Below are 24791 nucleotides of genomic sequence, written 5' to 3' on the forward strand. Positions count from 1 at the left end.
GGTGTCGGTCGGCCGGGGTCGCCGGCTCGCGCCGGGCGGGCGGTCGGCCGCCCGGCGCGAGGCGTCGGTCAGGCGCCCACGGCGGCCACCGCCGTCCGGGCCACCAGCGCGCGGCGCAGGTCGTCGTCCAGGTCGACGACCCGCCGGCGCAGCCCCGGCGTCAGGTCGTCGCGGGCCAGCAACGCCGCGGCCAGTTCCCGGGTGGACTGCGTCACGGCGTAGCGCGGGAACGCCACGGCCGCCACCCGGTCGGCCACCCACGCGGTACGCAGACGCGCGGTCGCCGGCATCTCGGCGAAGTAACGCTCGACGTAGCCGGCGGTCAGCTCCGCCTGCTCCGGCTGCCAGAACCCCTCGGCGGTGGCCTCCACCAACCGGTTCGACAGCTCGGTGTTGCTGACGATGATCTCCCAGGCCGCCCGCTTGGCGTCGGCGTCCGGCAGGGCCGCCCGGCAATCGGCCGCCCGCTCGGCGCCGGTGGCGCTGCGGTCGCCGGCCGACTCGGCGGCGATCTCCGCCTCGCCGGCGCCACCCAGCACCACCAGCCGGTGCAGCAGCGCCCAGCGCAGGTCGGCATCGACCGCCAGCCCCTCCGGCACGCCCGCGCCGGCCAGCCAGCCGCGGAGCAGGTCGGCATCAGTGGTGGCGCCGATCAGGCCCCGCACGGCGGCGAGCTGGAGCGAACCGCCGGCGGGAGCGCCGGCCAGCAGCGCCCGGCACGCCTCGGCGATCCGCAGCAGCGCCGCGTCCCGGGCCAGCGGCTCCAGGTAGCGGTCGACGAGGTTGCGGCTGAGCGCGAGCACGTCCTCCGCGATGATCACCTCGGTCTCGGCCGGCAGCGCGGCGGTGATCAGGGCGACCAGCTCGGCGACCGGCCGCTCGCCGTCGGTGGCGGCGTCCAGCGCCTCACCCCAGAGCAGCGCCCGGGCCAGCGGATCGTCGAGCCCGGGGAGCAGCACCGGCACCGCGTCGGCGGAGGCCGCGTCGAGCCGGAGCTTGGCGAACGTGAGGTCGCCCGCGTTGGGCAGCAGCAGGCCGGTGGCGGGCTGACCGGTCAGCTCGGGCAGCGGCGTCCGGCCGCCGTCGGCGTCCGGGTCGAGGTCGACCTCGAACCGGCGCGTCGGGCCCTCGGCGGTGTGGTGGGCCACGCCGATGCGGTGCGGTCGCAGCACCGGATGGGTCGTCGGCGCGGTCTGCGTCACCGCCACCTCGCTCCACCGGCCGTCGGCGTCCACCGCGGTCTCCATCCGCAGCGTGTTGACCTGCGCCCGGCGCAGCCACCGCTCGGCCCAGCCGCTGAGGTCCCGGCCGGCGGCCGAGGCGAGGCTGTCGAGCAGGTCGGCGAGGGTGGCGTTGCCGAACCGGTGCGCGGCGAAGTGCGCGTTCAGACCGGCGAGGAACACGTCGTCACCGAGCCAGGCGACGAGCTGGCGCAGCACGCCGGCGCCCTTGGCGTACGAGATGCCGTCGAAGTTGAGCAGACCCGCCGCGGCGTCGGCGACCTCCTCGGGCGCCACCGGGTGGGTGGAGGGGCGCTGGTCGGCGGCGTATCCCCACGCCTTGCGACGCATCGCGAAGGTGGTCCAGGCCTGGTCGAAGCGGGTGGCCTCGGCGGTGACCCGGGTGCCGAGGTACTCCGCGAACGACTCGTTCAGCCACAGGTCGTCCCACCAGCGCATGGTGACCAGGTCGCCGAACCACATGTGCGCCATCTCGTGGGCGATCACGGTGGCCCGGTACTCACGCTGGCTGTCGGTGACCGCGGACCGGAAGACGTAGTCGTCGCGCAGCGTCACCAGGCCCGGGTTCTCCATCGCGCCGGCGTTGAACTCGGGCACGAACGCCTGGTCGTACTTGCCGAACGGGTAGCGCTCGGCGAAGAGCTGGTGGAAGCGGTCGAGGCACTGCCGGGTGACGGTGAGGATCTCGTCCGCGTCGGCGTCGAGGTGCGCCGCGAGCGAACGCCGGCAGTAGAACCCGAGCGGGATGCCGTCGTGCTCGGCGCGCAGCACGTGCCAGGGCCCGGCGACAAGCGAGACGAGGTAGGTGGCCAGCGGCGCGGTCGGGGCGAACTCCCACCGCCCCGGCGCCGGCCGGTCGGCGAGCTGCCCGTTCGCGGCCACCGTCCACTCCGGCGGCGCGGTGACCGCCAGCGTCACCGGCGCCTTCAGGTCGGGCTGGTCGAAGGCGGCGAAGATGCGCGGCCCGTCGTCCAGGAAGGACATCGCGTAGAGGTACGTCTCGCCGTCGGCCGGGTCGACGAAGCGGTGCAGCCCCTCGCCGGTGTTGGAGTAGGCCATCTCGGCCTCGACAGTGATCTCGTTAGCCTCGGCCAGCCCGGTGAGCGGCAGTCGCCCGTCGGTCAGCAGGGCCGGATCGAGGTCGCGGTCGTTGAGGCGGACCCGCAGGAGTCGGCGGGGCTTGACGTCGACGAACGTCTCGGCGCCGGGGATGGCCCGGAACCGGATGGTGGTGGTGGAGCGGAACCGCTCGGCGTCGCCGGTCACGTCGAGGTCCACCTGATAGGACTCGACGGTGATCGACGCGCCACGCGCGGTCGCCTCTGCACGGGTCAGGCTCGGCATCCGCTTATCCTGCCCGATGAGGTCCGCACGGGCCTTCCCGTGACGCGTGGCGATGGAGGGAAAACGATGGGTCAACACCCCAAGGGCGATTTCGACCTTTCTCGGGCGGTTTGGCAACGAGCGGAGGGCGACACGTCCGAGGGCGCGGTCGAGGTGGCTTTCGTCGACGATCTGATCGGGATGCGCAACTCGGCCGAGCCGGACGGCCCGGTCCTGGTCTTCACCCAGGCCGAATGGGACGCGTTCGTGGCGGGCGCCCAGGACGGCGAGTTCGACCTGGACTGAGCCGCCCGGGTCAGTCACCGTCGCCCCAGCCGAGGCCGCCCGGCCCGGGCGCATGGTGGAAGCCGGGATGGCCGGCCACGTCGGCGCACCGCTCGCCGTCGGGCCCGGCCGCCCCGCAGAACAGCCGCTCGGCCCGGTGCCAGGCGTCGGCCGGGGACAGCGCCGCCGCGCCGAGCGCCAGCTCCGGGCGGAGCAGGTCGAGCGCTTCCGCGTACGCGACGGCCAGCTCCCGCGCGACGGCGGGGTCGGCGGCCACGAAGCCGAGGTGCACGGTGAAGAACCCCGGCGGGCGGGCCCCGGCCCGCCGGGGCCCGCTGGTCAGTGGCTCCGCCCGGCCGCCGCCCCGCAGCCCGGCCGTCCCGTCGCGGTGATACCGCCGCGCCGCCCGGTTGTCGCGCATCCGTGCCTCCCCCGTCGCCGGTGACCGCCCGCCGGACGCCGGGCCCGGCGAGGGCCGGACCGGTCGCCGCCAGTCCGGGTACGAGCCAACCAGCTTTTCCGCGCCCCGGGAGGGGCCAGCGCCCGGGTGTACGGTCCGCCCTCCCCGGGCGGGCGGATCTGCGGAAACGGAGGATTCGGCCGCGCCGGCCCGGGTAGGTAGCGCCGACCGCGCAGGGTCCAGGCAGCGCAGATCGCACAGGGATCGCCGAGCCGGGTCAGGAGCAACCGAGATGAGCACCATGCCGAGTGACCGGAGCCCGGACAGCACGCTTGCCTACTTCCGGGAGGGCTACCGCTTCGTCGGCGCCCGCTGCGACCGGCTTGGCTCCGACGTCGTGCAGACCCGGCTGATGCTGGAGCCGACCATCTGCCTGCGCGGCCGGGAGGCCGCCGAGCTGTTCTACGACGAGGAGCGGTTCGTCCGGCGCGGCGCCACGCCGATGCGCGGCCAGCGCACGCTGACCGGGGTGGGTGGCGTCCAGGGCCTCGACGGGGCGGCGCACCGCGCCCGCAAGGCGATGTTCATGTCGATGATGACGCCGGCCGCGGTCCGGCGGCTCGGGCAACTCGTCGACGACGAGTGGCGGGCCCGGATCCCGGTCTGGGCGGAACACGGGCCGGTGGTGCTCTACGACGAGACGGGCCGGCTGCTGACCCGCGCGGTCTGGGCCTGGGCCGGGGTGCCGCTGGCCGAGGCCGACGTGCGCCGCCGCACCGCCCAGATGCACGCCATGATCGAGGGACCGGCGGTGCTGGGCCCGAAGCACTGGCGCGGCCTGCTCGGCCGCCGCCGGGCCGAACGCTGGGCCGGCGCGCTGGTCGAGCGGGTCCGCGCGGGCGCGCTGCCGGCACCCGAGGGCAGCGCGCTGCGGATCGTCGCCGAGCACCGGGACGAACGCGGCCAGCCGCTGCCCCGCCGGATCGCCGCGGTGGAGCTGCTCAACGTGCTGCGCCCCACGGTCGCGGTGGACCGGTACGTGGTCTTCGCCGCGCTGGCGCTGCACGACCACCCGCACTGGCGCGACCGGGTACGCGGCGACGACGACGCGACCGAGCAGTTCGTGCAGGAGGTCCGCCGCTACTACCCGTTCTTCCCGCTGGCCGCCGCGCGGGTGCGCCGCTCGTTCGAGTGGCGGGGGTACGCGTTCCCGCAGGGCCGCCGGGTGCTGCTCGACCTGTACGGCACCAACCACCACCCGGAGCTGTGGCCGGAGCCGGAGCGGTTCCGCCCGGAGCGGTTCGCCGGTTGGCGGGACGACCCGTTCGGTCTGGTCCCGCAGGGCGGCGGCGACCACGACACGGGTCACCGCTGCGCCGGTGAGTGGATCACGATCGAGTTGATGAAGCGGGCGGTGGCCAACCTGACCGGCGCGATGAGCTACCGCGTCCCGCCGCAGGACCTGGCGCTCGACCTCACCCGGATGCCGACGCTGCCGCCCAGTGGGCTGGTCATCGACGGGGTGCGGCCGGCCGGCTGAGCGGGTCGCCGCGCCCCGTCGACGGTCAGGCGCGGGAGCACCGAAGCGGTTTCAGGGGCCGCGCTGCGGGCACTCGCGGGACCCGACCCGACCGCGGAGGGCGACGTGACCCGAGCGACCGTTCCACCGCTGCCGCACCCCGGCCGGTCCGTCGCGGCGTCCGCGCCGGACCGGCTCCCGATGGCGTACGTCCTGCCGCTGCGCGCCGCCGACGACCACGGTCTCGACGAGCTGACCGGCTACCTGCGCGAGCTGCGCCGCTGGGTGGACGTGGTGGTGGTCGACGGCTCACCACGGGAGCTGTTCGCCCGGCACGCGGACGCCTGGCAAGGGCTGGTCCGGCACGTCCCGCCGGATCCCGCGCTGCGCGGGCGCAACGGCAAGGCGCTCGGGGTGCTCACCGGCGTCGCGCTGGCCCGGCACGAGCACGTGGTGATCGCCGACGACGACGTCCGGTACGACCTGTCGGCGTTGCGCGCGGTGCACGACCTGCTCGACCGGGCGGACCTGGTCCGGCCGCAGAACCACTTCGCCCCGCTGCCCTGGCACGCCTGGTGGGACACCGGACGGACGCTGCTCGCCCGGGTCTTCGGCGGGGACTGGCCGGGCACGCTGGCGCTGCGTCGGAGCACCTTCCTGGCGATGGGCGGCTACGACCCGGACGTGCTCTTCGAGAACCTGGAGCTGGTGCGGACCGTCCGCGCGTACGGCGGCAGCACGGTCACCCCGGCCTGGCTGTACGTGCGGCGGCTGCCGCCCACCGCCGGGCACTTCCTCGGGCAGCGGGTGCGCCAGGCGTACGACGAGACGGCCCGGCCGGCGTGGCTGCTGGCCGCGCTGGCGGTGCTGCCGGCCACGGCGGTCGCGCTCGCCGCCCGCCGCCCGGGGCTGCTGGTGCGGGCCGGGCTGGTCACGGTCGCGGTGGCGGAGCTGGGCCGGCGACGGGCCGGCGGGGCCCGGGTCTTCCCGGCGCACACCACGCTCGCGGCGCCCGCCTGGGTGCTGGAGCGCGGCGTGTGCGCCTGGCTGGCGGTGGGCCGGCGACTGCGCGGCGGGCTGCCGTACGCGGGCAGCCGCCTACGCACAGCGGCCCACAGCACCCGGTCCCTGCGGCAGCTCTCCCCGCACCGCCCAGACGAGCTGACCCGCTGGGTGGAGAGCGAAGGCGGGGGCCCTTGTTAACGCCTGAGCGATAGCAGGGGCCCCCGCTTAACAGATCGCGGTCAGGAGCGCGCCTGGTGGGCGCTCTCCCGCACGTCCTGGGCGGCGCTGCGGCCGTCGTCCTTGACCGCGTGCACGGCCTCCTGCGCGGTCGAGCGCACCGACTCGGCGGCGTGCTGGGCCGGCTCGCGCAGCTCGTCCCTCAGCTCGCCGGCGACCTCGCCCAGCTTCTCCTTGACCGCGCCGCTGTGCTCGGTCGCCTTCTCCTTGACCTGCGCGGCGAGCGCCTGCTCGCGGCGGGTGGCCGGGATCAGCGAGGAGACCAGCATGCCGACGCCGAAGGCGATCACGCCGGCGGCGATCGGGTTGCCCTGGGACTTCTGCCGCACGACCTGCGGCGCCCGGTGCGCGGCGTCGCCCACCGTGGAGGCGGCGGAGTGCGCCTTGTCACTCACCGTGGAAGCGGCCGAGGAGGCGTGGTCGCCCACCGAGTGGGCGGCGTGGCCGGTGCTGTGGCCGAGGTCGGAAGCGGTTCCCATCACCTTGTCCTTCACGTTCGTCAGCGCGCTGCGGACGCGCTGCTTGCGGTCGTCGACGATGCGGCTCGGGCTGACCTTGTACGCCAGGGCGTCCACGTCCGAGCTGAGGTTGTTGCGGGTGGCTTCGATCTCCCGGCGGATCTGGTCGGGATCGGTGCTCATCGGGTGACTCCCTCCGGGTGCGGCTTGAGTGCGTCCGGGATGCGCTGGACGCTGTCGTTGGTCTGCTTCAGGCCACGGATCTGCTCGGCGTTCTTCTTGGCCTTCGAGTAGAGGACCGCCGCGATCGCGGCCCACACCACCGCCACGATGAGCGCGGCCAGGCCGGAGTCCATGACGTTGTCGAGGAACTGCCACACCGCGACGGAGACGAAGAGCGCCACCATGTAGCCGCCGAAACCGGCGCCGCCGTAGAGGCCGGCGGCCTTGCCCGCCTTCTTGCCCTCCTGGCGGATCTCGGCCTTGGCCAGCTCGACCTCCTGCCGCATCAGCGTGGAGAGGTCGCCGGTGACCTGGCTCATCAACTGCCCGATCGAGCTGCCCCGCACCTCGTCGGCGTGGGGCGGGGCGCCCGCCGGCTGGTAGCCGGGGTCCTGCGTCGGCACGGTCATGCCGTGGTCTCCCTTCTGCCGGTCCGGCCGCTCACGGGCGCGGAGCGCCGGTCGACGGCACGCCCGGCAGCGGGTCGGTCTGGCTCGGCGGCGGCAGCGGCTGGCCGGTGCCGCCGGCCGGGTCGGCCCAGGTGTTCGGGGCGCCGCCGCCCGGGTAGGTCGCGCCCGGCGCGGAGTAGCCCGGGTCCGGCTCGGCGTAGGTGCCCGGCGTCGGGTCGAGGTAGCCACCGGCCGGCGCCTGGGTGGGCACCGTCGGCGTGGTCGGGATGACCGCGGTCCGGTCCGGGTCGTAGGCCGGCCGGACGCCGCTGTCGTTGTTGCCCACCGCGGCGATGTTCCGGGTCAGCCGGCCGGCGACCACGCCCAGCAGGGCGGCGCCGACCAGGAACGTGCCCGGGTTACGGCGGGCGTAGCTCTTCACCTCGTTGAGCAGGTCGCCCGGCTCGCGCTGCTCCAGCCAGCCGGCCACGCCGTGCACGCGCTCGGCCGCCTGGTGGGCCAGCTCGGTGACCGGCCCGGAGCCGCCACCCTGCTGCGCCATCGACCGCATCTCGTCGGCCAGCGACCGCAGGCCGCTGGCGGCCCGCTGCTGCTGATGACCGGCCTGCGCGGTGACCTGGTTGCGGGTCTCGCCGTAGAGGTCGCGGGCCTGCCGCTTGGCCTCGCCCACCACCTCCCGACCCTGCTCCTTGGCGGTCTGGGCGACCGCGCCGCCCGCGCTTGCGGCGTCGGAGCCGACCTGACGGGCCTGATCGCGTACGCCGCCGCCGTTCGTCGACTCGTACGTGGCGGACGTGGGGGAAAGATTCTGAGTCATGGTGTCCCTTCCGCTCGTGCGTTCCCAGCGGGTTGTGTTCGGGGGGATCACGCGAATACTTTCCGCGTGACAATTTCCCTACCCCTGGGCTCCGGGTCCATGCCTGATTCGTCATTTCTCTGTGTGGGCGACCCGTCCCGATCACAGAATGGGGAGTCCGGCCCGACCGGGTGGGGCGCCACGGGGGGTGACAGCGATGGCACGCGACGTACGGGAAGCTCCGCCGGCCCGGCCGGCCGTGCAGAAGGTCGCGCTCGCGGTCGCGGCCGTCTTCGTGCTGATCGGTGTGCTCGGCTTCGTCCCCGGCGTCACCACCCACTACGGCGAACTGGCGTTCGCCGGGCACCACTCGGGGGCGAAGCTGCTCGGGGTGTTCCAGGTGTCGGTGCTGCACAACCTGGTGCACCTGCTGTTCGGGCTGGTCGGGCTGCTGGCCGCGCGGCGGCTGGCCGGCGCGCGGGTGTTCCTGGCCGGCGGCGGCGCGCTCTACCTGGTCCTCTGGCTGTACGGCTTCGCCATCGACCGGGAGAGCGCGGCGAACTTCGTACCGGTCAACGACGCCGACAACTGGCTGCACCTGTTCCTCGGCTTCGGCATGCTCGCCGCGGGCCTGCTGCTGAACAACGAGGTGGGCGCCGGCGGCCGGCCGGACATCCCGATCGACCGACCCTGAGCAGGGACGACACGCCGGCCTGCATTTGCCCCGGAGTGGCCGGGGCAGGAGCCGCGGTACGGACGGTGAACGGGGCGGGACGAGGAGGTCCGGCTATGTCACGGTTCTTGCGGGGCCACGCGCTCTCGGTCGCCATGCTCGGCGCGTTCCACGCCAGCCCCGAGTCCAAGCCGGTGACCGCCCCGCACGCGCAGACGAGCGCCTGAGCGGTGTGTGAGAAGGGGCCCCTTCTCGACGCCAGGCGTTAAGAAGGGGCCCCTCCTTACGCCGCCACGGGGAGGTGTTTGGCGAAGCAGACGCTGTGGGGGTTGTCGACGTACTCGCCGTAGACCGGGATCGGCTGGTAGCCGCTGGAGCGGTAGAGCGCGATCGCGGCCGGCAGGTAGGTGCCGGTCTCCAGGCACACCGTCCGGTGCCCCTGCCGGAAAGCCAGTTCCTCCAGCGCGAGCAGCAACTGCCGGGCGATGCCGCGCCCCCGGTACGCCGGCCGGACGTACATCCGCTTCAGCTCGCCGGTGTCGGCGTCGAGCGCCTGGAGACCGCCGCAGCCGACCGCCCGGCCGCCGACCACGGCCGCCAGGTAACGGATGTCGGAGTGGGTGACGGTGACCTGCCCGTCCAGCCCGCCGTCGGCGTCCCGCAGCTCACGCTGCTGGGCCACGACGAGCGCGGCGACCTCCGGATCGGTGGCGGGCCGGCATTCGATCAGCATCCCGTCACGGTAGGTCGACCGGATTTCGCGAAGGTTTCCGGCCGAGGTCCCCGACACGGACACGACCGGACTAGTCGTCGTCCGGTTCCGCCGTCGGACCCGCCTCGATCTCGTCCTCCGGGCGCTGCCGGCGGGCCTTGCGGGCCTCCAGCCGGTCCGCAGCGGAGGGACGTGTCGACTTGTCCTCCAACCGCACGTCGGTGCCCCGGTTGCCGGGCGTGAAGTCGACGCCCGCGTAGAGCGTCGGCTGCCAGTCGAACTCGCGCTCGCCGATCCGCACCAGGTCGCCGGCCCGCGCGCCGGCCTTGGCCAACTTCTCCTCGACGCCCAGCCGGGCCAGCCGGTCGGCCAGGAAGCCCACCGCCTCGTCGTTGTCGAAGTTCGTCTGCTTCACCCAGCGTTCCGGCCGGCTGCCCCGGACGGTGTAGGAGCCGTCCGCCTCGGCCTCGATGGTGAAACCGGCGTCGTCGACCGCCTTCGGGCGGAGCACGACCCGGGTCGGCTCCACGTCCGGAACGGCGCGGCGGCCCTCGTCGACCACCTGGGCCATCGCGTACGTCAGCTCGCGCAGGCCCTCGCGGGTGGCGCTGGAGACGTCGAAGACGCGGAAGCCACGGGCCTCCAGGTCGGGCCGGACGATGTCGGCGAGGTCCTTCCCGTCCGGCACGTCGACCTTGTTCAGCGCGACCAGCCGGGGCCGGTCGGCCAGCCCGCCGTACTGGGCCAGCTCCGACTCGATGGCGTCGATGTCGGCGAGCGGGTCGCGGCCCGGCTCCAGCGTCGCGGTGTCGACCACGTGCACCAGCACGGCACACCGCTCGACGTGGCGGAGGAACTCCAGGCCCAGCCCCTTGCCGGTGGCGGCGCCCGGGATCAGGCCCGGCACGTCCGCGACGGTGAAGGTGTGGTTGTCCACCCGGACCACGCCCAGGTTGGGCACCAGCGTGGTGAACGGGTAGTCGGCGATCTTCGGCTTCGCGGCCGAGATCACCGAGATCAGCGAGGACTTCCCGGCGGACGGGAAGCCGACCAGACCGACGTCGGCGACGCTCTTCAGCTCCAGCACCACGTCGAGCTTGTCGCCGGGCTCACCCAGCTCGGCGAAGCCCGGCGCCTTGCGGCGGGCGTTGGCCAGCGAGGCGTTGCCCCGACCGCCCCGGCCACCGCGGGCCGCCTCGAAGGTGGTGCCCACCCCGACCAGGTCGGCCAGCACCTCGCCGTCCAGGGTCTGCACCACGGTGCCGTTCGGCACCTTGATCACCAGGTCGCGGCCGTTGGCGCCGTCCCGGTTCGAGCCGGCCCCGCCCTTGCCGTTGTCGGCCTTCAGGTGCGGCCGGAAGTGGAAGTCGAGCAGCGTGGTGACCTGCGGGTCGACCACCAGCGACACGCTGCCGCCATGGCCGCCGTTGCCGCCGTCCGGGCCACCGAAGGGCTTGAACTTCTCCCGGTGGATCGAGACACAGCCGTGCCCGCCGTCGCCGGCCTGCATGTGCAGGACGACCCGGTCAACGAACGTCGTCACGACGCCAATCCTTCCAGCGGGGTCCGCCCCGCACGTGGAAAGCCGAAGCGGGCCGGGACCCGAGGTCCGCGGCCCGCTTCGGCTTCGAACTACTACTGAGGCACGATGCTGACGGTCTTGCGACCGCGCTTGGTGCCGAACTGCACCGAACCGGCGGACAGCGCGAACAGCGTGTCGTCGCCGCCACGGCCGACCAGGTCACCGGGGTGGAACTTGGTGCCACGCTGACGGATGAGGATCTCACCCGCGCTGACGACCTGACCACCGAAGCGCTTCACGCCGAGCCGCTGGGCCGCGGAGTCGCGACCGTTACGCGAGCTGGACGCACCCTTTTTGTGAGCCATTTCCGACGACCTACTTCCCGCTGTTGGAGATGCCGGTCACCTTGATCTGGGTCAGCGGCTGCCGGTGACCCTGACGCTTGTGGTAGCCGGTCTTGTTCTTGAACTTGTGGATCCGGATCTTCGGGCCCTTGGTGTGCGCGGCGATCTCGCCGGACACCGCGACCTTGGCGAGCTTCGCCGCGTCGGTCACCAGGTCGTCACCGTCGACGAGGAGCACCGCGGTGAGCTTCACCGCGTCACCGGGGGCACCGGTGAGCTTCTCGACCTCGATCACGTCGCCCTCGGCGACCTTGTACTGCTTGCCGCCGGTCTTGACGATCGCGTACATCGGAGGCGCACTCCCTGTCGTTGAGGCTGCTGGCGTCTTTTCCCACCGTTGCCGGCGGGTCGTTCCCACGGCGTCTCGCCGGGAGCCGTGACACCGGCGGCGCGGGCGCGCGGGAACTAGGCACACCAAAGTGCGCCGCAGGCAAGAGTACGCCATACCCGGTCCGCCGCCCAAACCGGGCTGCCGGTCACGCCGGGCAGAGCTGGTCGAGCCGCTGCTGGAGCCGGTCGAACGCGGTCTCGTCGATCTTCCGCACGTCGGTGCCGAGCCCGCCCACCTCGGTGGCCAGGTCCGCCAGCAGCGTCCGCAGGCCCGGGTCGGTGGCCCGCCCGGACTGCTCCCGCAGCACGTCCCGCCAGCCCGCGAGCGCGGCCTCCGCGTCCCGCCGGGCGGCCTTCTCCGTCCCCCGGTCCCCGGTGCCGCCCGCCCGCAGCATCTCCGCCAGCTTCTGCACGTACGTCTGGACGGCCACGGACCCGGCCTGCTTCGCGCGGGCGCAGACGCCCGCGTCGCCGGTGACGGTCGGGGCGGGCGTGGGCGACGTGGCCGCCGGGGCCGGTGAGGCGAAGCCCACCGAGAACGGGTCGGTCCGTTCGGCGCAGCCCGACCCGGCCAGCAGCAGTCCGGTCAACGCGGTGACCGCGAACACCCGGCGCATGTCTCCTCCCTCCGGGGCGCGGCCGGCCCGACCGGGGGTCGACGGGCAACGGCAGGGCCCCTGCTCCCGGCACTCTGTTGCCGGACCAGGGGCCCTGTCAAACGCCACGCAGGTCAGCGGCTCACGGCCGGGTACGCCGCCGGGCGCCGCCACGGCGGGACCGCCGCCGCGACGAGCCGCCGTCGGCGCCCTCGTCGTCGCTGTCGCCGTCGCCGATCGCGTCCGGGTCGTCAGCGGCAGCGAGTCGGGCCGAGTCGCCCTCCTGGCTGTCCGCGACCGCCGGGGCGGCCGGCGTCTCGGTCTCGAACCGGGACAGGTCGTAGCCCTGGGTGTCGTAGTAGTCGTCGGCGGACTCGGCCACCTCGACGACGGTCCGCTCCGGCGCGGCGGCGACCGGCGACTCCGCCGCGGCCTCCACGGCGGGCTTCTCCGCCGCGGCCTTGCGACCCCGGCGACGGCCCTTCTCCTCGGCCGGCACGACCGCCGAGGCGACCGCCTTGACCTTCTCCCCCGCGCCACCGGCACGCGGCTTCTCCGGCACCGGCTCGGTGTGGATCACCACGCCCCGGCCCTTGCAGCACTCGCAGGTCTCGCTGAACGCCTCCAGCAGGCCCGCGCCGATCCGCTTGCGGGTCATCTGCACCAGGCCCAGCGAGGTGATCTCGGTGACCTGGTGCTTGGTGCGGTCCCGGCCCAGGCACTCGGTGAGCCGGCGCAGCACCAGCTCCCGGTTCGACTCCAGCACCATGTCGATGAAGTCGATCACCACGATGCCGCCGAGGTCGCGCAGCCGCAACTGGCGCACGATCTCCTCGGCCGCCTCCAGGTTGTTGCGGGTGACCGTCTCCTCCAGGTTGCCGCCGGAGCCGGTGTACTTGCCGGTGTTGACGTCGACGACGGTCATCGCCTCGGTCCGGTCGATCACCAGCGACCCGCCGGAGGGCAGGAAGACCTTCCGGTCCAACCCCTTGAGGATCTGCTCGTCGATCCGGTACTCGGCGAACACGTCGGTGACGCCGGCGTGCCGACGCAGCCGCGCCACCAGGTCCGGCGAGACGTGCGACAGGTACGACTCGACCACGTCGTACGCCGACTCGCCCTCGATGACCAGCTCGCGGAAGTCCTCGTTGAAGAGGTCCCGGACCACCCGGATGACCAGGTCCGGCTCCTCGTAGAGCAGCACCGGGGCACCGCCGGAGGCGGCCTTGGCCTGGATGTCGTCCCACTGCGCCTGGAGCCGCTTGACGTCCCGGGCCAGCTCGTCCTCGCTGGCGCCCTCCGCCGCGGTCCGGACGATCACCCCGGCGCCGTCCGGCACCAACTTCTTGAGGATGTCCCGCAGCCGCTTGCGCTCGGTGTCCGGCAGCTTGCGGCTGATCCCGGAGGCGTTGCCGTTGGGCACGTAGACCAGGTGCCGGCCGGAGAGCGCGACGTGGCTGGTGAGCCGCGCGCCCTTGTGCCCGATCGGGTCCTTGGTGACCTGCACCAGCACCGGGTCGCCGGAGCGCAGCGCCTGCTCGATCGAGCGGGCCCGGCCCTCCAGGCCGGTGGCGTCCCAGTTGACCTCGCCGGCGTACAGGACGGCGTTGCGCCCGCGGCCGATGTCGACGAAGGCCGCCTCCATGCTCGGCAGGACGTTCTGCACCTTGCCGAGGTAGACGTTGCCGGCCATGGTGCCGGACGAGTTGCGGGTCACGTAGTGCTCGACCAGCACGCCGTCCTCGAGCACCGCGATCTGGGTGCGGTCGCCACGCTGGCGCACCACCATCGTCCGGTCGACCGCCTCGCGGCGGGCCAGGAACTCCGACTCGCTCAGGATCGGCGGCCGGGTACGCCGCTGCTCGCGGCCGTCCCGGCGGCGCTGCCGCTTGGCCTCCAGCCGGGTCGACCCGGAGACGCCCTGCACCTCGTCGACCGCCTTGCGCGGCTCACGGATCTTGACGACGGTGGGCACGCCGTCCTCGGTGGTGGTCTCCGCCTCACCCGCGCCCCGGCGACGACGCCGACGGCGACGACGGGTCATCCCGTCGCCCTCGGCCTCCTCGTCGCTCTCCTCGGCCTCCGCCTCGGCCGGCTCCGCCGTACCGGTCTCGTCCTCGTCGGCCTCGTCGGCGCCGCCCTTGCCCCGGCCACGGCCCCGGCGACCACGACGGCGGCGGCGGCGACCCTCGGCGGTGTCGTCGTCGTCCTCGGCGTCGGCGGACTCGTCCGCCTCGGCGGCCGGCTCCTCCTCCTCGACGGCCTCGGGCTCGACCTCGGCCGCCACCGGCTCGGCCTCCCGCCGGCCGCGACGGCGACGGCGGCCGGTCTCGACCGGCTCCTCCGCCGCCTCCTCGACGGCCGGGTAGGTGACCCGGACCGCCGGGGCCTCCTCGGGCTGCGGGGGCATGAACAGGACGGTGGGCGCGGAGAGCGCCGCGCGACGCCGGCGGCCGGTGGCCGGCCGCTCCTCGGCCGCCGGCTCGTCCGCCACACCCGGCACCGCGGCGCCGGTCGACACCACGCCGGTGGCGTCCGCCGGCCCGCCGGCCCGGGCCAGGTCAACCTCGTCGGTACGCCGGGACGCGCGCCGCCCGCCGGCACGCGATCGCGCACCACCCTCGCCTGCGGCCCCCCGGGTACGGGACCGGGTGACGCCCTCGCCCGGGGTGGGCTCGTCCACGGCGTCCTCGCCGACCGCGTCCTCGTCGAGCACGTCCTCGTCGAGCACGTCCTCGTCAAGCGGGGCCCGACCCTCGGCGATCTCGCCCGCGCCGCCCGGGACCGAGACCGGTCCGTCGACCACGGCACCACCCGACGGCCCGGCAGCCCCGGTGGCCGGCTCGACCGACGGGCCGGTGACCTCGGCGGACGCCTCGACCGGCGCGGTCGACGGCCCGGCGGGCGTCTCGATCGACGCGGCCGGCTCGACCGGCCGGCCGGCGGCCTCGGCGGGCGCCTCGGTCGGCGACTCGGCGGCCGGCATCGGCTCGGCGGCGGGCGGGGTGGCCTTGCGGCGGCGGGTCCGGGTGACCTTGACCGGCGGCACCACCTCGTCCGAGGTGGCCTGCACCTCGGCGGCGGCCACCGGCTCCTCGACCGCCTTCGCCGGGGTCGCCTTCCGGCGCCGGCGGGTGGTCTTCGGCGCGGCCTCCAACTCACCGGCCACCGGCGCGAACACCTCGGCCTGCGGCGACTCGCCGCTGCCGGTGGCCGCGGCGGACGCCTCGACCGGCGCGTCGGTCTGCTCCGGCTGGTTGAGCGGCGCGACCTTGCGGCGGCTGGCCCGCTTGCGGGGCGGCGGCTTCACCTCGGCGACGCCGTCGGTGCTGGTGACGGTCGGGTCGGCCGGCTCGGCGCCGGTCCGTTCGCCGCCCTCGGGCTCGTTCTCGAGCATGGACGTTCTCCAGTTCTGGCTGCCCCGGGCGCGGTTGAGCGCTGCCACGCAGGGTTGCCGCAAAGGTGTTTCCGCCGGGCGCGCAGGTGCGCGACCGCCGAAGTCTGCCTGCCAGAGCGCTGACCGTCGGTCAGTGCCCTCCGATGGCTGCCCCGTCGCGATCCGCGTCCAACGGATCGACGATCTCGCCCTGCGCGGTCAGCGTGCCCTGCGCCAGCCGGATCACCTTCGGGGTGACCGGCGGCTCCAGGTCCGCCACCACGCGGAGGCCGGAAAGGACGTCATCGGGTCGCACGGACGGGGTGACCTGCCGCACGACCAGTTCGAGTATCGCACACGGTACGGTCGCCGCTCCGGAAGGCGTCTCAGCCGGCACCAGCGCATCGATGGCGATCACGGCGGCGCGGGCGTCGAACGTACGCCGGCCCTGCTTGGTCATCCGCTCGACCTGGATCTCCTCGGCGGCGGTGAAGGCCGCCACGGCGGCCCGGAGCACGTCCGGATCGACCTCGGGCAGCTCGATCCGCCAGTGCGACGCCTCGATCCGGTCGGCCAGGCTGCCACCGGACGCCTCGACCGCGTCGAGCACGTCGAGCCCGGGCGAGAGCGCGGCGTCCAGAGCGGCACGGAGGCGCTCCGGGTCGACCGGCTCACGGAGGCCGATCTCCAGGTACTCCGCCTCGCTGGCCACGCCGGTCGGCGCCGCGGAGGCGTACGAGATCTTGGGGTGCGGGGTGAAGCCCTGGGAGAACGCGATCGGCACGCCGGCGCGGCGCAACGCGCGTTCGAAGGCCCGGGCGAAGTCCCGGTGCGAGGTGAACCGCAGCGGTCCACGCTTGGCGTACCGGATGCGGACCCGCTGGACGACGGGCGCCTGGCCGCCCTCGGGTTGAGGCTTTCTGGCGATCGTGAACTCCTCGGCTGTGCCTGCGCGTGTCCGTCCCATCCTGGCGCAGCCCGCACCGCCCCCCACACCCGCCCCCACCACCCCCTCTACGGTGGGGTGGGTCAGGGGCGGCGGTCGCCGGCCGGGGTGGGGCCGTCCAGCCGGTCGAGCGCCTCGTCCGGGAGCTGCGCCACCCGGGCCAGCTCACGTCGGTGCCGGCGCCGGTTCCAGATCAGGAACACCACGAGCGCCAGCAGCACCACCAGGGCCACCGCGATGCCGATGCCGACCACCAGCACCTGCTGGTCGGTGGGGCCGCCGCGGTCGCCGTACTCCGTCACGTCGAAGTCGTCGTCCTCGGCCGCCTGCGGCGCAGCCGCGCTCGGCGAGGCCGGGTCGAGCAGCGGGTTCGCCGAGACCGACGGCACGTCCGCGGTGAGCGCCGCCACCGGGTCGATCCGGCCGAAGCCGAACTGCGGGTCCCGGCCCGACGGGCCGGCGTCCCGGGCGGTGCGGATGATCCGGTTGATCACGTCGGACGCGGAGAGCTGCGGGTACTTCGCACGGATCAACGCCGCGACGCCGGAGACGATGGCGCTGGAGTCGGAGGTGCCGTCACCCCAGCCGTAGCCGTGGTCGCGGCCGGCGTTGTAGATCCCGTCCGCCGGTGCGGCGATGACCGCCTCCGGGCCCTGGGCGGAGCCGGACCAGAAGCCGCCGCCCCGGGTGGTGCCGGTCACCGCGATCACGCCGGGGATCCGGGCCGGCGAGGCGATGTCCACGTCGCCCGCCTTGCGGTTGCCGCCGGCGGCGACCACGACGACGTCGCGCGCCAGCGCGTACCGGATCGCCTCCTCCTCGTCCGGGTCGGGCGCGCCGGCCCGGCCGAAGGAGAGGTTGAGCACCGTCGCGCCACCGTCGACCGCCATCCGGATGCCCAGGGCGGACGCGCCGTCGGGCACGGTTCCGGGGCCGGGCTCCTGCTTGATGGGCAGGATCCGGGCGTCCGGCGCGATGCCGTCCACGCCGTCGCCGACGTTCGCCGCCGAGATGATGCCGGCCATGTGCGTGCCGTGACCGTCCGGGTCCTCCCGGCCGTCGCCCCGGGCGCCGTAGCTGCGGTCGCCGGGCAGCACGCGACCGCGCAGCGCCGGATGGGTGGCGTCGACACCGGTGTCCACCACGCCGACCACCACCCCGCGCCCGGTGGAGATCCGATGCGCCCGGTCGATGCGCAGCTCGTCCAGGTACCACTGCTCGGCCCGGCGCGGCGCGGCGACCACCGGTTGGGCCGCGCCCAGCACCGTCAGGCCGGCCAGCAGGCCGGCCGCCACCGGCCGGAGCGCGGCGACGTGCGCCCTCATCCGTCCGTCCTCATCGCAGGATGCCCGGGGACGCGCTGTCACCGGCACCCCACGGATCGTCGTCCTCAGTCAACCACGACGAGTGCTCGGCACCGCCGCCGCCGTGCCCGGCGCCGCCGTGCCCGCCCATCATCCCGCCGCCCATCATGCCCCCGCCGGCACCCGCGCCGGTCGCGTTGCGGAGCGCGCTGGCGGCGCTGGTCAGCGGCGGGACCTTGCCGTTGCCGCCGCCGACCAGGCCGGGCAGCGCACCCACGCCCGGTCCGCCGGCCGCGCCGAGACCCCCACCACCGGGACCACCACCGGCGCCCAGCCCGGCGCCACCGCCGCCGAACCCGCCACCACCACCGACGGTGCCCAGTCCGCCGCCGCCGAACGCGCTACCCGGACCGCCGGTCGTGATCGTCCCCGGCCCGCCCGCGCCGGCCAGGCCGGTGCCGTAGTCGTGGTCCCCCGAGCCCGGGTAGCCGCCACCGGTGACCGGCGGGACGTACGACCCGCCGCCGGTCTGGCCGCCGCCGAGATCGACGCCGCCCGTGGTGGGCGGCGGTGAGAACGAACCGCCACCGTACGAGCCACCGCCGCCACCACCGATGCCGGCGCTGCCCAGCGAGGGCACCTTGCCGCCCCCGCCACCACCGCCGCCGGGCAGCCCGGCGTCGGGCACACCGGACGGCGGGACGCGGTTGTCGGGCGTGTAGCCGTCACGCGCGTCATTGGCCGAGGGCTGGGGCACGACCAGCTTCGGGCGTTCGGTCTCCACCGCAGCCGGCAGCGGCGACATCGCCCTGTTGGCCGCCTCCTGGTTGTCCCGGTACCAGTTGTCCAGGTGCGACTTGGTGTCCCACCAGCCGCCACGCTTCTGGTCGTCGGCGTTGCCGTCGACCCTCATCGTCGCCTCGAGGTCGTCGGCCTTGTCGCGGAACGCGCCGTCGGCGTAGAGCGACTGGTTCTGCTGGTAGTCGCTGCGCAGCGAGGCGAGGAAGCCGGACTGGCTCTCGCCGTCGCGGGCGTCGTCGAGCTCGGTGCCGCCGGGCAGGCTCCACTCGTTCCAGCCGAAGTCGTCCATCAGCGGGATCGGGATGCTGGCCACCGCCTTGCGGATGTCGCCCTCGATCCGTGACAGCGCGCCGCTGACGTCACTGGCGTGGGTGATCAGTTCCTCGATGTCCTTGCCGATGCCGCCCAGGTGCTCGCGGTACGCGTCACCGCCGCTGCCCGTCCAGCCGGCCAGCAGCCCGGGGAGACCGCCGCTGTGCGGGCGTTCCTGACCGGACGCGATCGGGCCGACGAACGAGCGCCCGACAAGCGCGTCGCGCAGGTGGCCGAGCCCGGCGGAGAGGTTGCTCCAGCCGACGCCGACCGACCCGACCGTCTCCGGATCCGCGGCGAGCGTCACCTCCCGGACGCAGCGCTCCCAGGTGCCTCCAGCCATGATCGCCTCTCCCTCAGGCCGGGTACGGGTAGGTGGGCTGCTGCCCCGCCTCGGGCGGTGGCGCCGCGGACTCCAGCAGCCGCTCGATCTGCTTGCCGTTGGCGGCGTTGCGGGCCTCGGCGTCGCGGAACGCCTTCGCGATGTCCTCGGTGCCCTTCTTCAGCCCGGCCAGCTTGCTGGAGATGGCCTTGAGATGGGCCTCCATGTTGGCCGTCGACCGGGTCAGCGCCGCCCACTGCATCCGCGCGTCCTCGTACGCGCCGAACGGCGTGCCGTTGGGCACCGCCTGGGCGTTGCTGCTGTCGCCCTTCATCCGCTCCTTGATGCGTTCCATCTCGTAGCCGATGGTGTCGTCGACGTACTGCTTGAGGCGCTCGACGTAGTCGGCGGCGGCGTCCAGGTCCTCGACGCTGACGTGCAGGTCGCCGGTGTCCGGCGGCGTGATGCCCATGCTGCTGTCCTCCCCCGCTACCGGCCCGGCCGGTCCAATACGGACGCAGCGTATCGAGGAAGCACCAGCCGGGGCAGCCCCGCCCCGGCCGCCCGACGGTCGACACGTGACACGACGGAGCGCGGGCCCCCGAGGGGTTCCCGCGCTCCGTCACGCGTCGGTGCGGCTCAGCCCTGGGCCGCCGCGGGCAACCGCATCCCGCCGACCGGCGTCAGCGGCAGCAGCTTGCGCCCGGTCGGGCCGATCTGGATCTCGGTGTCCATGGACGGGCACACGCCGCAGTCGAAGCAGGGCGTCCAGCGGCAGTCGTCCTGCTCGTACTCGGACAGCGAGTCCTGCCAGTCCTGCCAGAGCCAGTCCTTGTCCAGACCGGAGTCGAGGTGGTCCCAGGGCAGGACCTCCAACTCCTCGCGCTCCCGGGTGGTGTACCAGTCGAGGTCCACCCCGAACGCCGGCAACGTCTCGGCCGCCGCGTCCACCCAGCGCTGGTACGAGAAGTGCTCGCTCCAGCCGTCGAACCGGCCGCCGTTCTCCCAGACCTTGCGGATCACCGCGCCGACCCGGCGGTCGCCCCGGGACAGCAGGCCCTCGATCAGCGACGGCTCGCCGTCGTGGTAGCGGAAGCCGATCGCCCGGCCCAGCGAACGGTCACTGTTGATCGCCTGCTTGAGCAGCTTGAGCCGGCCGTCGATGACCTCGGGCGTGGACATCGAGGCCCACTGGAACGGGGTGTGCGGCTTCGGCACGAACCCGCCGATGGAGACCGTGCAGCGGATGTCCTTGGACCCGGTGGCCGCACGGCCGGCCCGGATCACCTCGTGCGCCATGTCGGCGATCTCCAGGACGTCCTCGTCCGTCTCGGTGGGCAGGCCGCACATGAAGTAGAGCTTCACCTGCCGCCAGCCGTTGGTGTACGCGGTGACCACGGTGCGGATCAGGTCTTCCTTCGACACCATCTTGTTGATCACCTTGCGGATCCGCTCCGACCCGCCCTCCGGGGCGAAGGTCAGGCCGGTCCGCCGCCCGTTGCGGGACAACTCCTGGGCGAGGTCGATGTTGAACGCGTCCACCCGCGTCGACGGCAGCGACAGCGAGACGTTGGTGCCGGCGTACTGCTCGGCCAGGCCGGAGCACATGTCACCGATCTCGGAGTGGTCGGCCGACGACAGCGACAGCAGGCCCACCTCGTGGAAGCCGGAGAACTCCAGCCCCTGCTGCACCATCTGGCCGACCGTGGTGATCGAGCGCTCCCGCACCGGGCGGGTGATCATGCCGGCCTGGCAGAACCGGCAGCCCCGCGTGCAGCCCCGGAAGATCTCCACCGCGTACCGCTCGTGGACCGTCTCGGCGAGCGGGACCAGCGGCTTCTTCGGGTACGGCCACGCGTCCAGATCCATCGTGGTGCGCTTGTGCACCCGGAACGGCACGTCCGGACGGTTCGGCACGACCCGCTGGATCCGGCCGTCGGGCAGGTAGTCGACGTCGTAGAAGCGCGGCACGTAGACGCTCTCGGTGCGGGCCAGCCGCAGCAGCAGCTCGTCCCGGCCGCCCGGGGAGCCCTCGGCCTTCCACTCCCGGACGATGGCGGTGATCTCCAGCACCGCCTCCTCGCCGTCGCCGAGCACCGCGGCGTCGACGAAGTCGGCGATCGGCTCCGGGTTGAACGCGGCGTGCCCACCGGCCACGATCACCGGGTCGGCGTCGGTGCGGTCGGCGGCGAGCAGCGGAATGCCGGCCAGGTCGATCGCGGTGAGCAGGTTGGTGTAGCCCAGCTCGGTGGAGAACGAGACGCCGAACACGTCGAAGTCACGTACCGCGCGGTGCGCGTCGACGGTGAACTGCGGGACGCCGTGGGCGCGCATCAGCGCCTCCAGGTCCGGCCAGACCGCGTACGTACGCTCGGCGAGCACGTCGGGCAGCTCGTTGAGCACCTCGTAGAGGATCTGCACGCCCTGGTTGGGCAGGCCCACCTCGTAGGCGTCCGGGTACATCAGCGCCCAGCGGACGGTCGCCGCGTCCCAGTCCTTGACCACCGCGCCCAACTCGCCCCCGACGTACTGGATGGGCTTGGTCACCTGGGGCAGCAGCGGCTCCAGCCGGGGCCACACGGAATTGGCCGCGACCGGGCGCGGCGTCGTCGACGGGGCACTCATGATGCCCAAGGATACGCGGTCCCCCACCCCGTCCTCCCCCACCGGCACGGTTCCCCCCGGCCCTCCCCCGTTGATCAAGGAATTGGCGCGCGAATCCGGGCCCCGGCCGACGCGAACTCCTTGATCATCGGGCTGGCGGGCGGAGGCGGGGATTCGTCGGGGGTGGCGGGGCGGTACTAACCTCGCAACGGGCGCGAGAGGAGATTGCCGCGATGTCGCAGCCGCAGCCGGAGGCGGGCCGGCTGGCCGACGGGGCCGATGGGCCAGCCGTCACCGAGCCGCCGACCGCCGTACCGACGCCGGCCGACGCCGAGGCCACCACCCCGCCGTCCCCACCCGACGCGCCGTCTCCACCCGACGCGCCGTCCCCACCCGACGCGCCGTCTCCACCCGACGCGCCGTCTCCACCCGACGCGCCGGAGACCGGGGTGCCGCGGGTGGCGGCGCCCGACGAGGCTCCCGCCGCCAGGGCCGGGGAGCCGGTCACCGCGGGGGCCACCCCGCAGGTCCCCGACCCTTCGAACGCCTCGACGCCGTCGGAGGCACCGAACGCCTCGGCAACCTCGGCCGACGATGACGCCGCCGGGACCAGCACCGTCGGAACCGACGCTGTCGGAACCGACACTGTCGGGACCGAACCCGTCGGGACTAGCGCCGTCGGGACCAGCGCCGTCGGGACCAGCGCCGTCGGGACCAGCGCCGTCGGGACCAGCGCCGTCGGGACCAGCGCCGTCGGGACCAGCGCCGTCGGGACCAGCGCCGTCGGGACCGAGGCAGAGCGCGACGCGCCGCCGACGCCCGGCACCGACGCGGAGCACCAGGCACCGCCAACCTCCGGCACCGGCACCGACGCGGAGCACCAGGCACCGCCAGCCACCGGCACCGGCACCGACGCCACCCCGGCCGTACCCGTCGTACCGGTCGGCCGGGCCCGCGGCTCCGCTGCTGTGCCCGGCCGCGCCACCCCACCGCCACCGGAACCGGCACCCACCCGGGTCGAGGACGGCCCGCACCCCACCCGGGTCGAGAACGCGCCGGACGCCGCCCGCATGGAGACCGGCCCGAACGCCACCCGCATCGAGAACGGCCCGAACGCCACCCGCATCGAGAACGGGCCACCGCCGACCCGCGTCGAGCCGCCCGCGCCGCGGTGGAGCGGCTCCGCCGCGGTTCCGCCCCCGCCGCCGCGCCGGCGCGGCTGGGGCGAGTCGGCCGAGCCCACCCCGGTACCGCCGGTCAGCTCCCCCGAGCACGCCACCCCGGTCGATCCGTGGGCGGGCGTGGACACCACCGGCTGGGACCTCCACTCGGCCGATCTGCCGGCGCTACCGGCGCCACCGGCGACCATGCCGTACACCGCGCCCTGGCCGGCGCACCCGGCGCCGCACCCCGCCCCGCCGCCGGGGGCGCGGCCGGTATCACCGCCGGCGCCCGCCCCGCCGTACCCGGGGCCGCCGGCCGCCCGGCCGGTCTCGCCACCCGCGCACACGCCGCCGTACCCGGCGTCACCCGCCGCCCGCCCGGTGTCACCGCCGGCACACACTCCGCCACCGGCCCCGGTGGTCGTCCCCCGGGCGCCGAAGCAGGCCCGACCGCCGAAGCAGCGCCGGGGCGGGACTCCGCCGCCGGTCGCGCCGCCGCCCGGGTGGCAGGCGCCCAAGGGGTACGCGCCGCGACGCCGGCGGCGCCGCTGGCCCTGGGTGCTGCTGCTCTCCGTGGCCTGCTGCTGCGGCGTCCCGCTGTGGTGGGTCCAGCCGCTGTCCAGCCAGTATCCGGCCAGCGCCAGCCTCCCGGACCAGCTCGACTCGATGCAGTTGCGTCAGGACGAGCGCAGCCGGGCCGCCGCCGAGGAGTTGAAGAGCCAGGTACGCCAGGCGGACCTGCTCGCCGAGGACACGTTCGCCGGCATCTACGCCACCGACGACGGCAAGCGGGTGACCCTCTTCGGCAGCACCGGCTTCCGGTTGACCCCGGAGTCCGACGCCGAGGCCGAGCTGAAGCGCCTGGCCGGCGACTACGCCCTGCAAGCCTCGGTCAGCGTGGACACCGGTGTGCGGGGCCGGTACGAGCGCTGCGCGGTCGGCCGGACGGACGACGACGCGGTGGTGGTGTGCACCTCGGTCGACTACGGCAGTCTGACCACGGGCGTGTTCACCCGACTGTCGGTGGACGACAGCGGCCGGCTGCTGAACGAGCTGCGGGAGCAGGTGGTGGTCCCGAAGAAGTCCTGACCCGGGGCCGGGTCAGGCGGGCGACTCGCCCGGCGTCTGCTCGGCGCGCTTCGGCGCGTAGCGCGGGACGTACTCCTGGCCGGTGAGCTTCTGGATCTCGGTCATCAGCTCGTCGGTCATGGTCCGCAGCGACGTCCGGTCGTCGGGCCGGCCGGTGAAGTCCAGCGGCTTGCCGAACTTGATGGTGATCTTGGCGCGACCGGGGCGGGGCACCCGCGTCCCGATCGGCTGGGCCTTGTCGGTGCCGGTGACGCCGACCGGGATGATCGGCACGCCGGCGGCCACCGCCAGCCGGGCCGCGCCGGTGCGCCCGCGGTAGAGGCGCCCGTCCGGCGAGCGGGTGCCCTCCGGATAGACCGCGACCAGGTCACCGGCCTGGAGCACCGGGATGGCCGCGTCGAACGCGGACAGCGCCGCCCGACCGCCGGCCCGCTCGACCGGGATCGCGCCCAGCCCGGTGAGCACGAACTTGGAGAAGCCGCCCTTCACCCCGGTGCCGTTGAAGTACTCCGACTTGGCCCAGAAAGCCAGGTGGCGGGGCACCACGGTGCCGAGCAGCAGCTCGTCCGCGACGGAGAGGTGGTTGCCCGCGAAGATCGCACCGCCGGTCGCCGGGATGTGCTCCAACCCCTCCACGTGGGGACGGAAGGCCAACCGGAGCGTGGGCGCCACGGTGAGCTTGCCGATGGTGTAGAGCAGGGGCACGGGTCCTCCGGCGGTCGTACGCGGAACAGGCGCTGT

Annotated in this window: 22 protein-coding genes; 5 read left to right on the top strand and 17 right to left on the bottom strand. The window is 74.3% G+C overall.

The features are described 5' to 3' along the window. Positions 1-68: 68 nt before the first annotated feature. Positions 69-2585, bottom strand: coding sequence for an aminopeptidase N (gene pepN, locus OG767_RS25505; protein ID WP_405090837.1), 2517 nt, complete (start codon positions 2583-2585; stop codon positions 69-71). Positions 2586-2651: 66 nt separating this feature from the next. Between pepN and OG767_RS25510 the strand changes: the two genes are divergently transcribed. Further along, on the top strand, positions 2652-2870 hold the full coding sequence (locus OG767_RS25510) for a DUF397 domain-containing protein (protein WP_013287999.1): 219 nt from the start codon (positions 2652-2654) through the stop codon (positions 2868-2870). 10 nt (positions 2871-2880) lie between these two features. Here the strand turns inward: OG767_RS25510 and OG767_RS25515 are convergent, their stop codons facing one another. Continuing rightward, positions 2881-3270, bottom strand: a complete 390-nt coding sequence (locus tag OG767_RS25515; RefSeq protein WP_405090838.1) for a hypothetical protein — start codon at positions 3268-3270, stop codon at positions 2881-2883. A 271-nt stretch (positions 3271-3541) separates the two neighbouring features. Here OG767_RS25515 and OG767_RS25520 point away from each other — a divergent pair, with 271 nt between their 5' ends. Both OG767_RS25520 and OG767_RS25525 read left to right on the top strand, forming a co-directional pair. Continuing rightward, positions 3542-4789, top strand: coding sequence for a cytochrome P450 (locus OG767_RS25520; protein WP_405090839.1), 1248 nt, complete (start codon positions 3542-3544; stop codon positions 4787-4789). A 105-nt stretch (positions 4790-4894) separates the two neighbouring features. Further along, positions 4895-5971 (top strand): glycosyltransferase, encoded by a 1077-nt coding sequence (locus OG767_RS25525; protein ID WP_405090840.1) that lies wholly within the window; start codon positions 4895-4897, stop codon positions 5969-5971. Between the two features lie 41 nt (positions 5972-6012). Here the strand turns inward: OG767_RS25525 and OG767_RS25530 are convergent, their stop codons facing one another. Genes OG767_RS25530 through OG767_RS25540 form a run of 3 tightly spaced genes read right to left on the bottom strand, consistent with a single transcriptional unit; the run spans position 6013 to position 7917 of the window. After that, positions 6013-6651 (bottom strand): DUF3618 domain-containing protein, encoded by a 639-nt coding sequence (locus tag OG767_RS25530; protein ID WP_405090841.1) that lies wholly within the window; start codon positions 6649-6651, stop codon positions 6013-6015. Next, positions 6648-7100, bottom strand: coding sequence for a phage holin family protein (locus OG767_RS25535; RefSeq protein ID WP_405090842.1), 453 nt, complete (start codon positions 7098-7100; stop codon positions 6648-6650). The genes OG767_RS25530 and OG767_RS25535 overlap by 4 nt, the downstream gene beginning before the upstream one ends. A gap of 31 nt (positions 7101-7131) precedes the next feature. After that, positions 7132-7917 carry a hypothetical protein gene (locus OG767_RS25540; RefSeq protein ID WP_405090843.1) on the bottom strand — a complete coding sequence of 262 codons (786 nt, stop codon included), beginning with the start codon at positions 7915-7917 and terminating at the stop codon, positions 7132-7134. Positions 7918-8113: 196 nt separating this feature from the next. Here OG767_RS25540 and OG767_RS25545 point away from each other — a divergent pair, with 196 nt between their 5' ends. Further along, complete coding sequence (locus tag OG767_RS25545; protein ID WP_405090844.1) at positions 8114-8590, top strand: DUF4383 domain-containing protein; 477 nt, start codon at positions 8114-8116, stop codon at positions 8588-8590. 262 nt (positions 8591-8852) lie between these two features. Here OG767_RS25545 and OG767_RS25550 read toward each other — a convergent pair whose 3' ends face one another. The 11 genes from OG767_RS25550 to OG767_RS25600 form a co-directional block, all read right to left on the bottom strand. Further along, on the bottom strand, positions 8853-9302 hold the full coding sequence (locus OG767_RS25550; RefSeq protein WP_405090845.1) for a GNAT family N-acetyltransferase: 450 nt from the start codon (positions 9300-9302) through the stop codon (positions 8853-8855). Between the two features lie 70 nt (positions 9303-9372). After that, complete coding sequence (obgE, locus tag OG767_RS25555) at positions 9373-10824, bottom strand: GTPase ObgE (protein ID WP_405090846.1); 1452 nt, start codon at positions 10822-10824, stop codon at positions 9373-9375. Between the two features lie 92 nt (positions 10825-10916). Further along, positions 10917-11168: a 50S ribosomal protein L27 gene (rpmA, locus tag OG767_RS25560; RefSeq protein WP_405090847.1), complete on the bottom strand. Its 252-nt coding sequence runs from the start codon at positions 11166-11168 to the stop codon at positions 10917-10919. Positions 11169-11178: 10 nt separating this feature from the next. Next, positions 11179-11496: a 50S ribosomal protein L21 gene (gene rplU / locus OG767_RS25565; RefSeq protein WP_091072401.1), complete on the bottom strand. Its 318-nt coding sequence runs from the start codon at positions 11494-11496 to the stop codon at positions 11179-11181. A 187-nt stretch (positions 11497-11683) separates the two neighbouring features. Then, on the bottom strand, positions 11684-12154 hold the full coding sequence (locus tag OG767_RS25570; RefSeq protein WP_405090848.1) for a hypothetical protein: 471 nt from the start codon (positions 12152-12154) through the stop codon (positions 11684-11686). A gap of 121 nt (positions 12155-12275) precedes the next feature. Further along, a complete protein-coding gene (locus tag OG767_RS25575; RefSeq protein WP_405090849.1) occupies positions 12276-15530 on the bottom strand; it encodes an Rne/Rng family ribonuclease in 3255 nt (1084 codons plus the stop codon). Between the two features lie 130 nt (positions 15531-15660). After that, positions 15661-16476: a TIGR03936 family radical SAM-associated protein gene (locus OG767_RS25580; RefSeq protein WP_405090850.1), complete on the bottom strand. Its 816-nt coding sequence runs from the start codon at positions 16474-16476 to the stop codon at positions 15661-15663. Between the two features lie 62 nt (positions 16477-16538). Continuing rightward, positions 16539-17780, bottom strand: coding sequence for a type VII secretion-associated serine protease mycosin (mycP, locus tag OG767_RS25585; RefSeq protein WP_405090851.1), 1242 nt, complete (start codon positions 17778-17780; stop codon positions 16539-16541). Between the two features lie 10 nt (positions 17781-17790). Then, complete coding sequence (locus OG767_RS25590; RefSeq protein ID WP_405090852.1) at positions 17791-19215, bottom strand: hypothetical protein; 1425 nt, start codon at positions 19213-19215, stop codon at positions 17791-17793. Positions 19216-19228: 13 nt separating this feature from the next. Continuing rightward, entirely contained in the window at positions 19229-19666 is a 438-nt protein-coding gene (locus tag OG767_RS25595) for a hypothetical protein (protein ID WP_405090853.1), read from the bottom strand. 167 nt (positions 19667-19833) lie between these two features. Further along, entirely contained in the window at positions 19834-21819 is a 1986-nt protein-coding gene (locus tag OG767_RS25600; protein ID WP_281937273.1) for a TIGR03960 family B12-binding radical SAM protein, read from the bottom strand. Between the two features lie 212 nt (positions 21820-22031). On the opposite strand from OG767_RS25600, the gene OG767_RS25605 reads away from it, so the two are divergent. After that, complete coding sequence (locus tag OG767_RS25605; RefSeq protein ID WP_405090854.1) at positions 22032-24050, top strand: hypothetical protein; 2019 nt, start codon at positions 22032-22034, stop codon at positions 24048-24050. A 12-nt stretch (positions 24051-24062) separates the two neighbouring features. Here OG767_RS25605 and OG767_RS25610 read toward each other — a convergent pair whose 3' ends face one another. After that, positions 24063-24755 (bottom strand): 1-acyl-sn-glycerol-3-phosphate acyltransferase, encoded by a 693-nt coding sequence (locus OG767_RS25610; RefSeq protein ID WP_107155667.1) that lies wholly within the window; start codon positions 24753-24755, stop codon positions 24063-24065. Positions 24756-24791: the final 36 nt, after the last annotated feature.

Origin of the sequence: Micromonospora sp. NBC_01392, assembly GCF_045040125.1 — a bacterium.
Taxonomy (GTDB): domain Bacteria; phylum Actinomycetota; class Actinomycetes; order Mycobacteriales; family Micromonosporaceae; genus Micromonospora.

Coding starts and splice junctions, on each gene's coding strand:
- OG767_RS25605 (WP_405090854.1), top strand. CDS start 22,032: ATGTCGCAGCCGCAGCCGGAGGCGGGCCGGCTGGCCGACGGGGCCGAT.
- OG767_RS25535 (WP_405090842.1), bottom strand. CDS start 7,100: ATGACCGTGCCGACGCAGGACCCCGGCTACCAGCCGGCGGGCGCCCCG.
- OG767_RS25545 (WP_405090844.1), top strand. CDS start 8,114: ATGGCACGCGACGTACGGGAAGCTCCGCCGGCCCGGCCGGCCGTGCAG.
- OG767_RS25570 (WP_405090848.1), bottom strand. CDS start 12,154: ATGCGCCGGGTGTTCGCGGTCACCGCGTTGACCGGACTGCTGCTGGCC.
- OG767_RS25575 (WP_405090849.1), bottom strand. CDS start 15,530: ATGCTCGAGAACGAGCCCGAGGGCGGCGAACGGACCGGCGCCGAGCCG.
- rpmA (WP_405090847.1), bottom strand. CDS start 11,168: ATGGCTCACAAAAAGGGTGCGTCCAGCTCGCGTAACGGTCGCGACTCC.
- OG767_RS25595 (WP_405090853.1), bottom strand. CDS start 19,666: ATGGGCATCACGCCGCCGGACACCGGCGACCTGCACGTCAGCGTCGAG.
- OG767_RS25510 (WP_013287999.1), top strand. CDS start 2,652: ATGGGTCAACACCCCAAGGGCGATTTCGACCTTTCTCGGGCGGTTTGG.
- mycP (WP_405090851.1), bottom strand. CDS start 17,780: ATGAGGGCGCACGTCGCCGCGCTCCGGCCGGTGGCGGCCGGCCTGCTG.
- OG767_RS25550 (WP_405090845.1), bottom strand. CDS start 9,302: ATGCTGATCGAATGCCGGCCCGCCACCGATCCGGAGGTCGCCGCGCTC.
- OG767_RS25540 (WP_405090843.1), bottom strand. CDS start 7,917: ATGACTCAGAATCTTTCCCCCACGTCCGCCACGTACGAGTCGACGAAC.
- pepN (WP_405090837.1), bottom strand. CDS start 2,585: ATGCCGAGCCTGACCCGTGCAGAGGCGACCGCGCGTGGCGCGTCGATC.
- OG767_RS25520 (WP_405090839.1), top strand. CDS start 3,542: ATGAGCACCATGCCGAGTGACCGGAGCCCGGACAGCACGCTTGCCTAC.
- OG767_RS25580 (WP_405090850.1), bottom strand. CDS start 16,476: ATGGGACGGACACGCGCAGGCACAGCCGAGGAGTTCACGATCGCCAGA.
- OG767_RS25530 (WP_405090841.1), bottom strand. CDS start 6,651: ATGAGCACCGATCCCGACCAGATCCGCCGGGAGATCGAAGCCACCCGC.
- rplU (WP_091072401.1), bottom strand. CDS start 11,496: ATGTACGCGATCGTCAAGACCGGCGGCAAGCAGTACAAGGTCGCCGAG.
- OG767_RS25590 (WP_405090852.1), bottom strand. CDS start 19,215: ATGGCTGGAGGCACCTGGGAGCGCTGCGTCCGGGAGGTGACGCTCGCC.
- OG767_RS25600 (WP_281937273.1), bottom strand. CDS start 21,819: ATGAGTGCCCCGTCGACGACGCCGCGCCCGGTCGCGGCCAATTCCGTG.
- OG767_RS25515 (WP_405090838.1), bottom strand. CDS start 3,270: ATGCGCGACAACCGGGCGGCGCGGCGGTATCACCGCGACGGGACGGCC.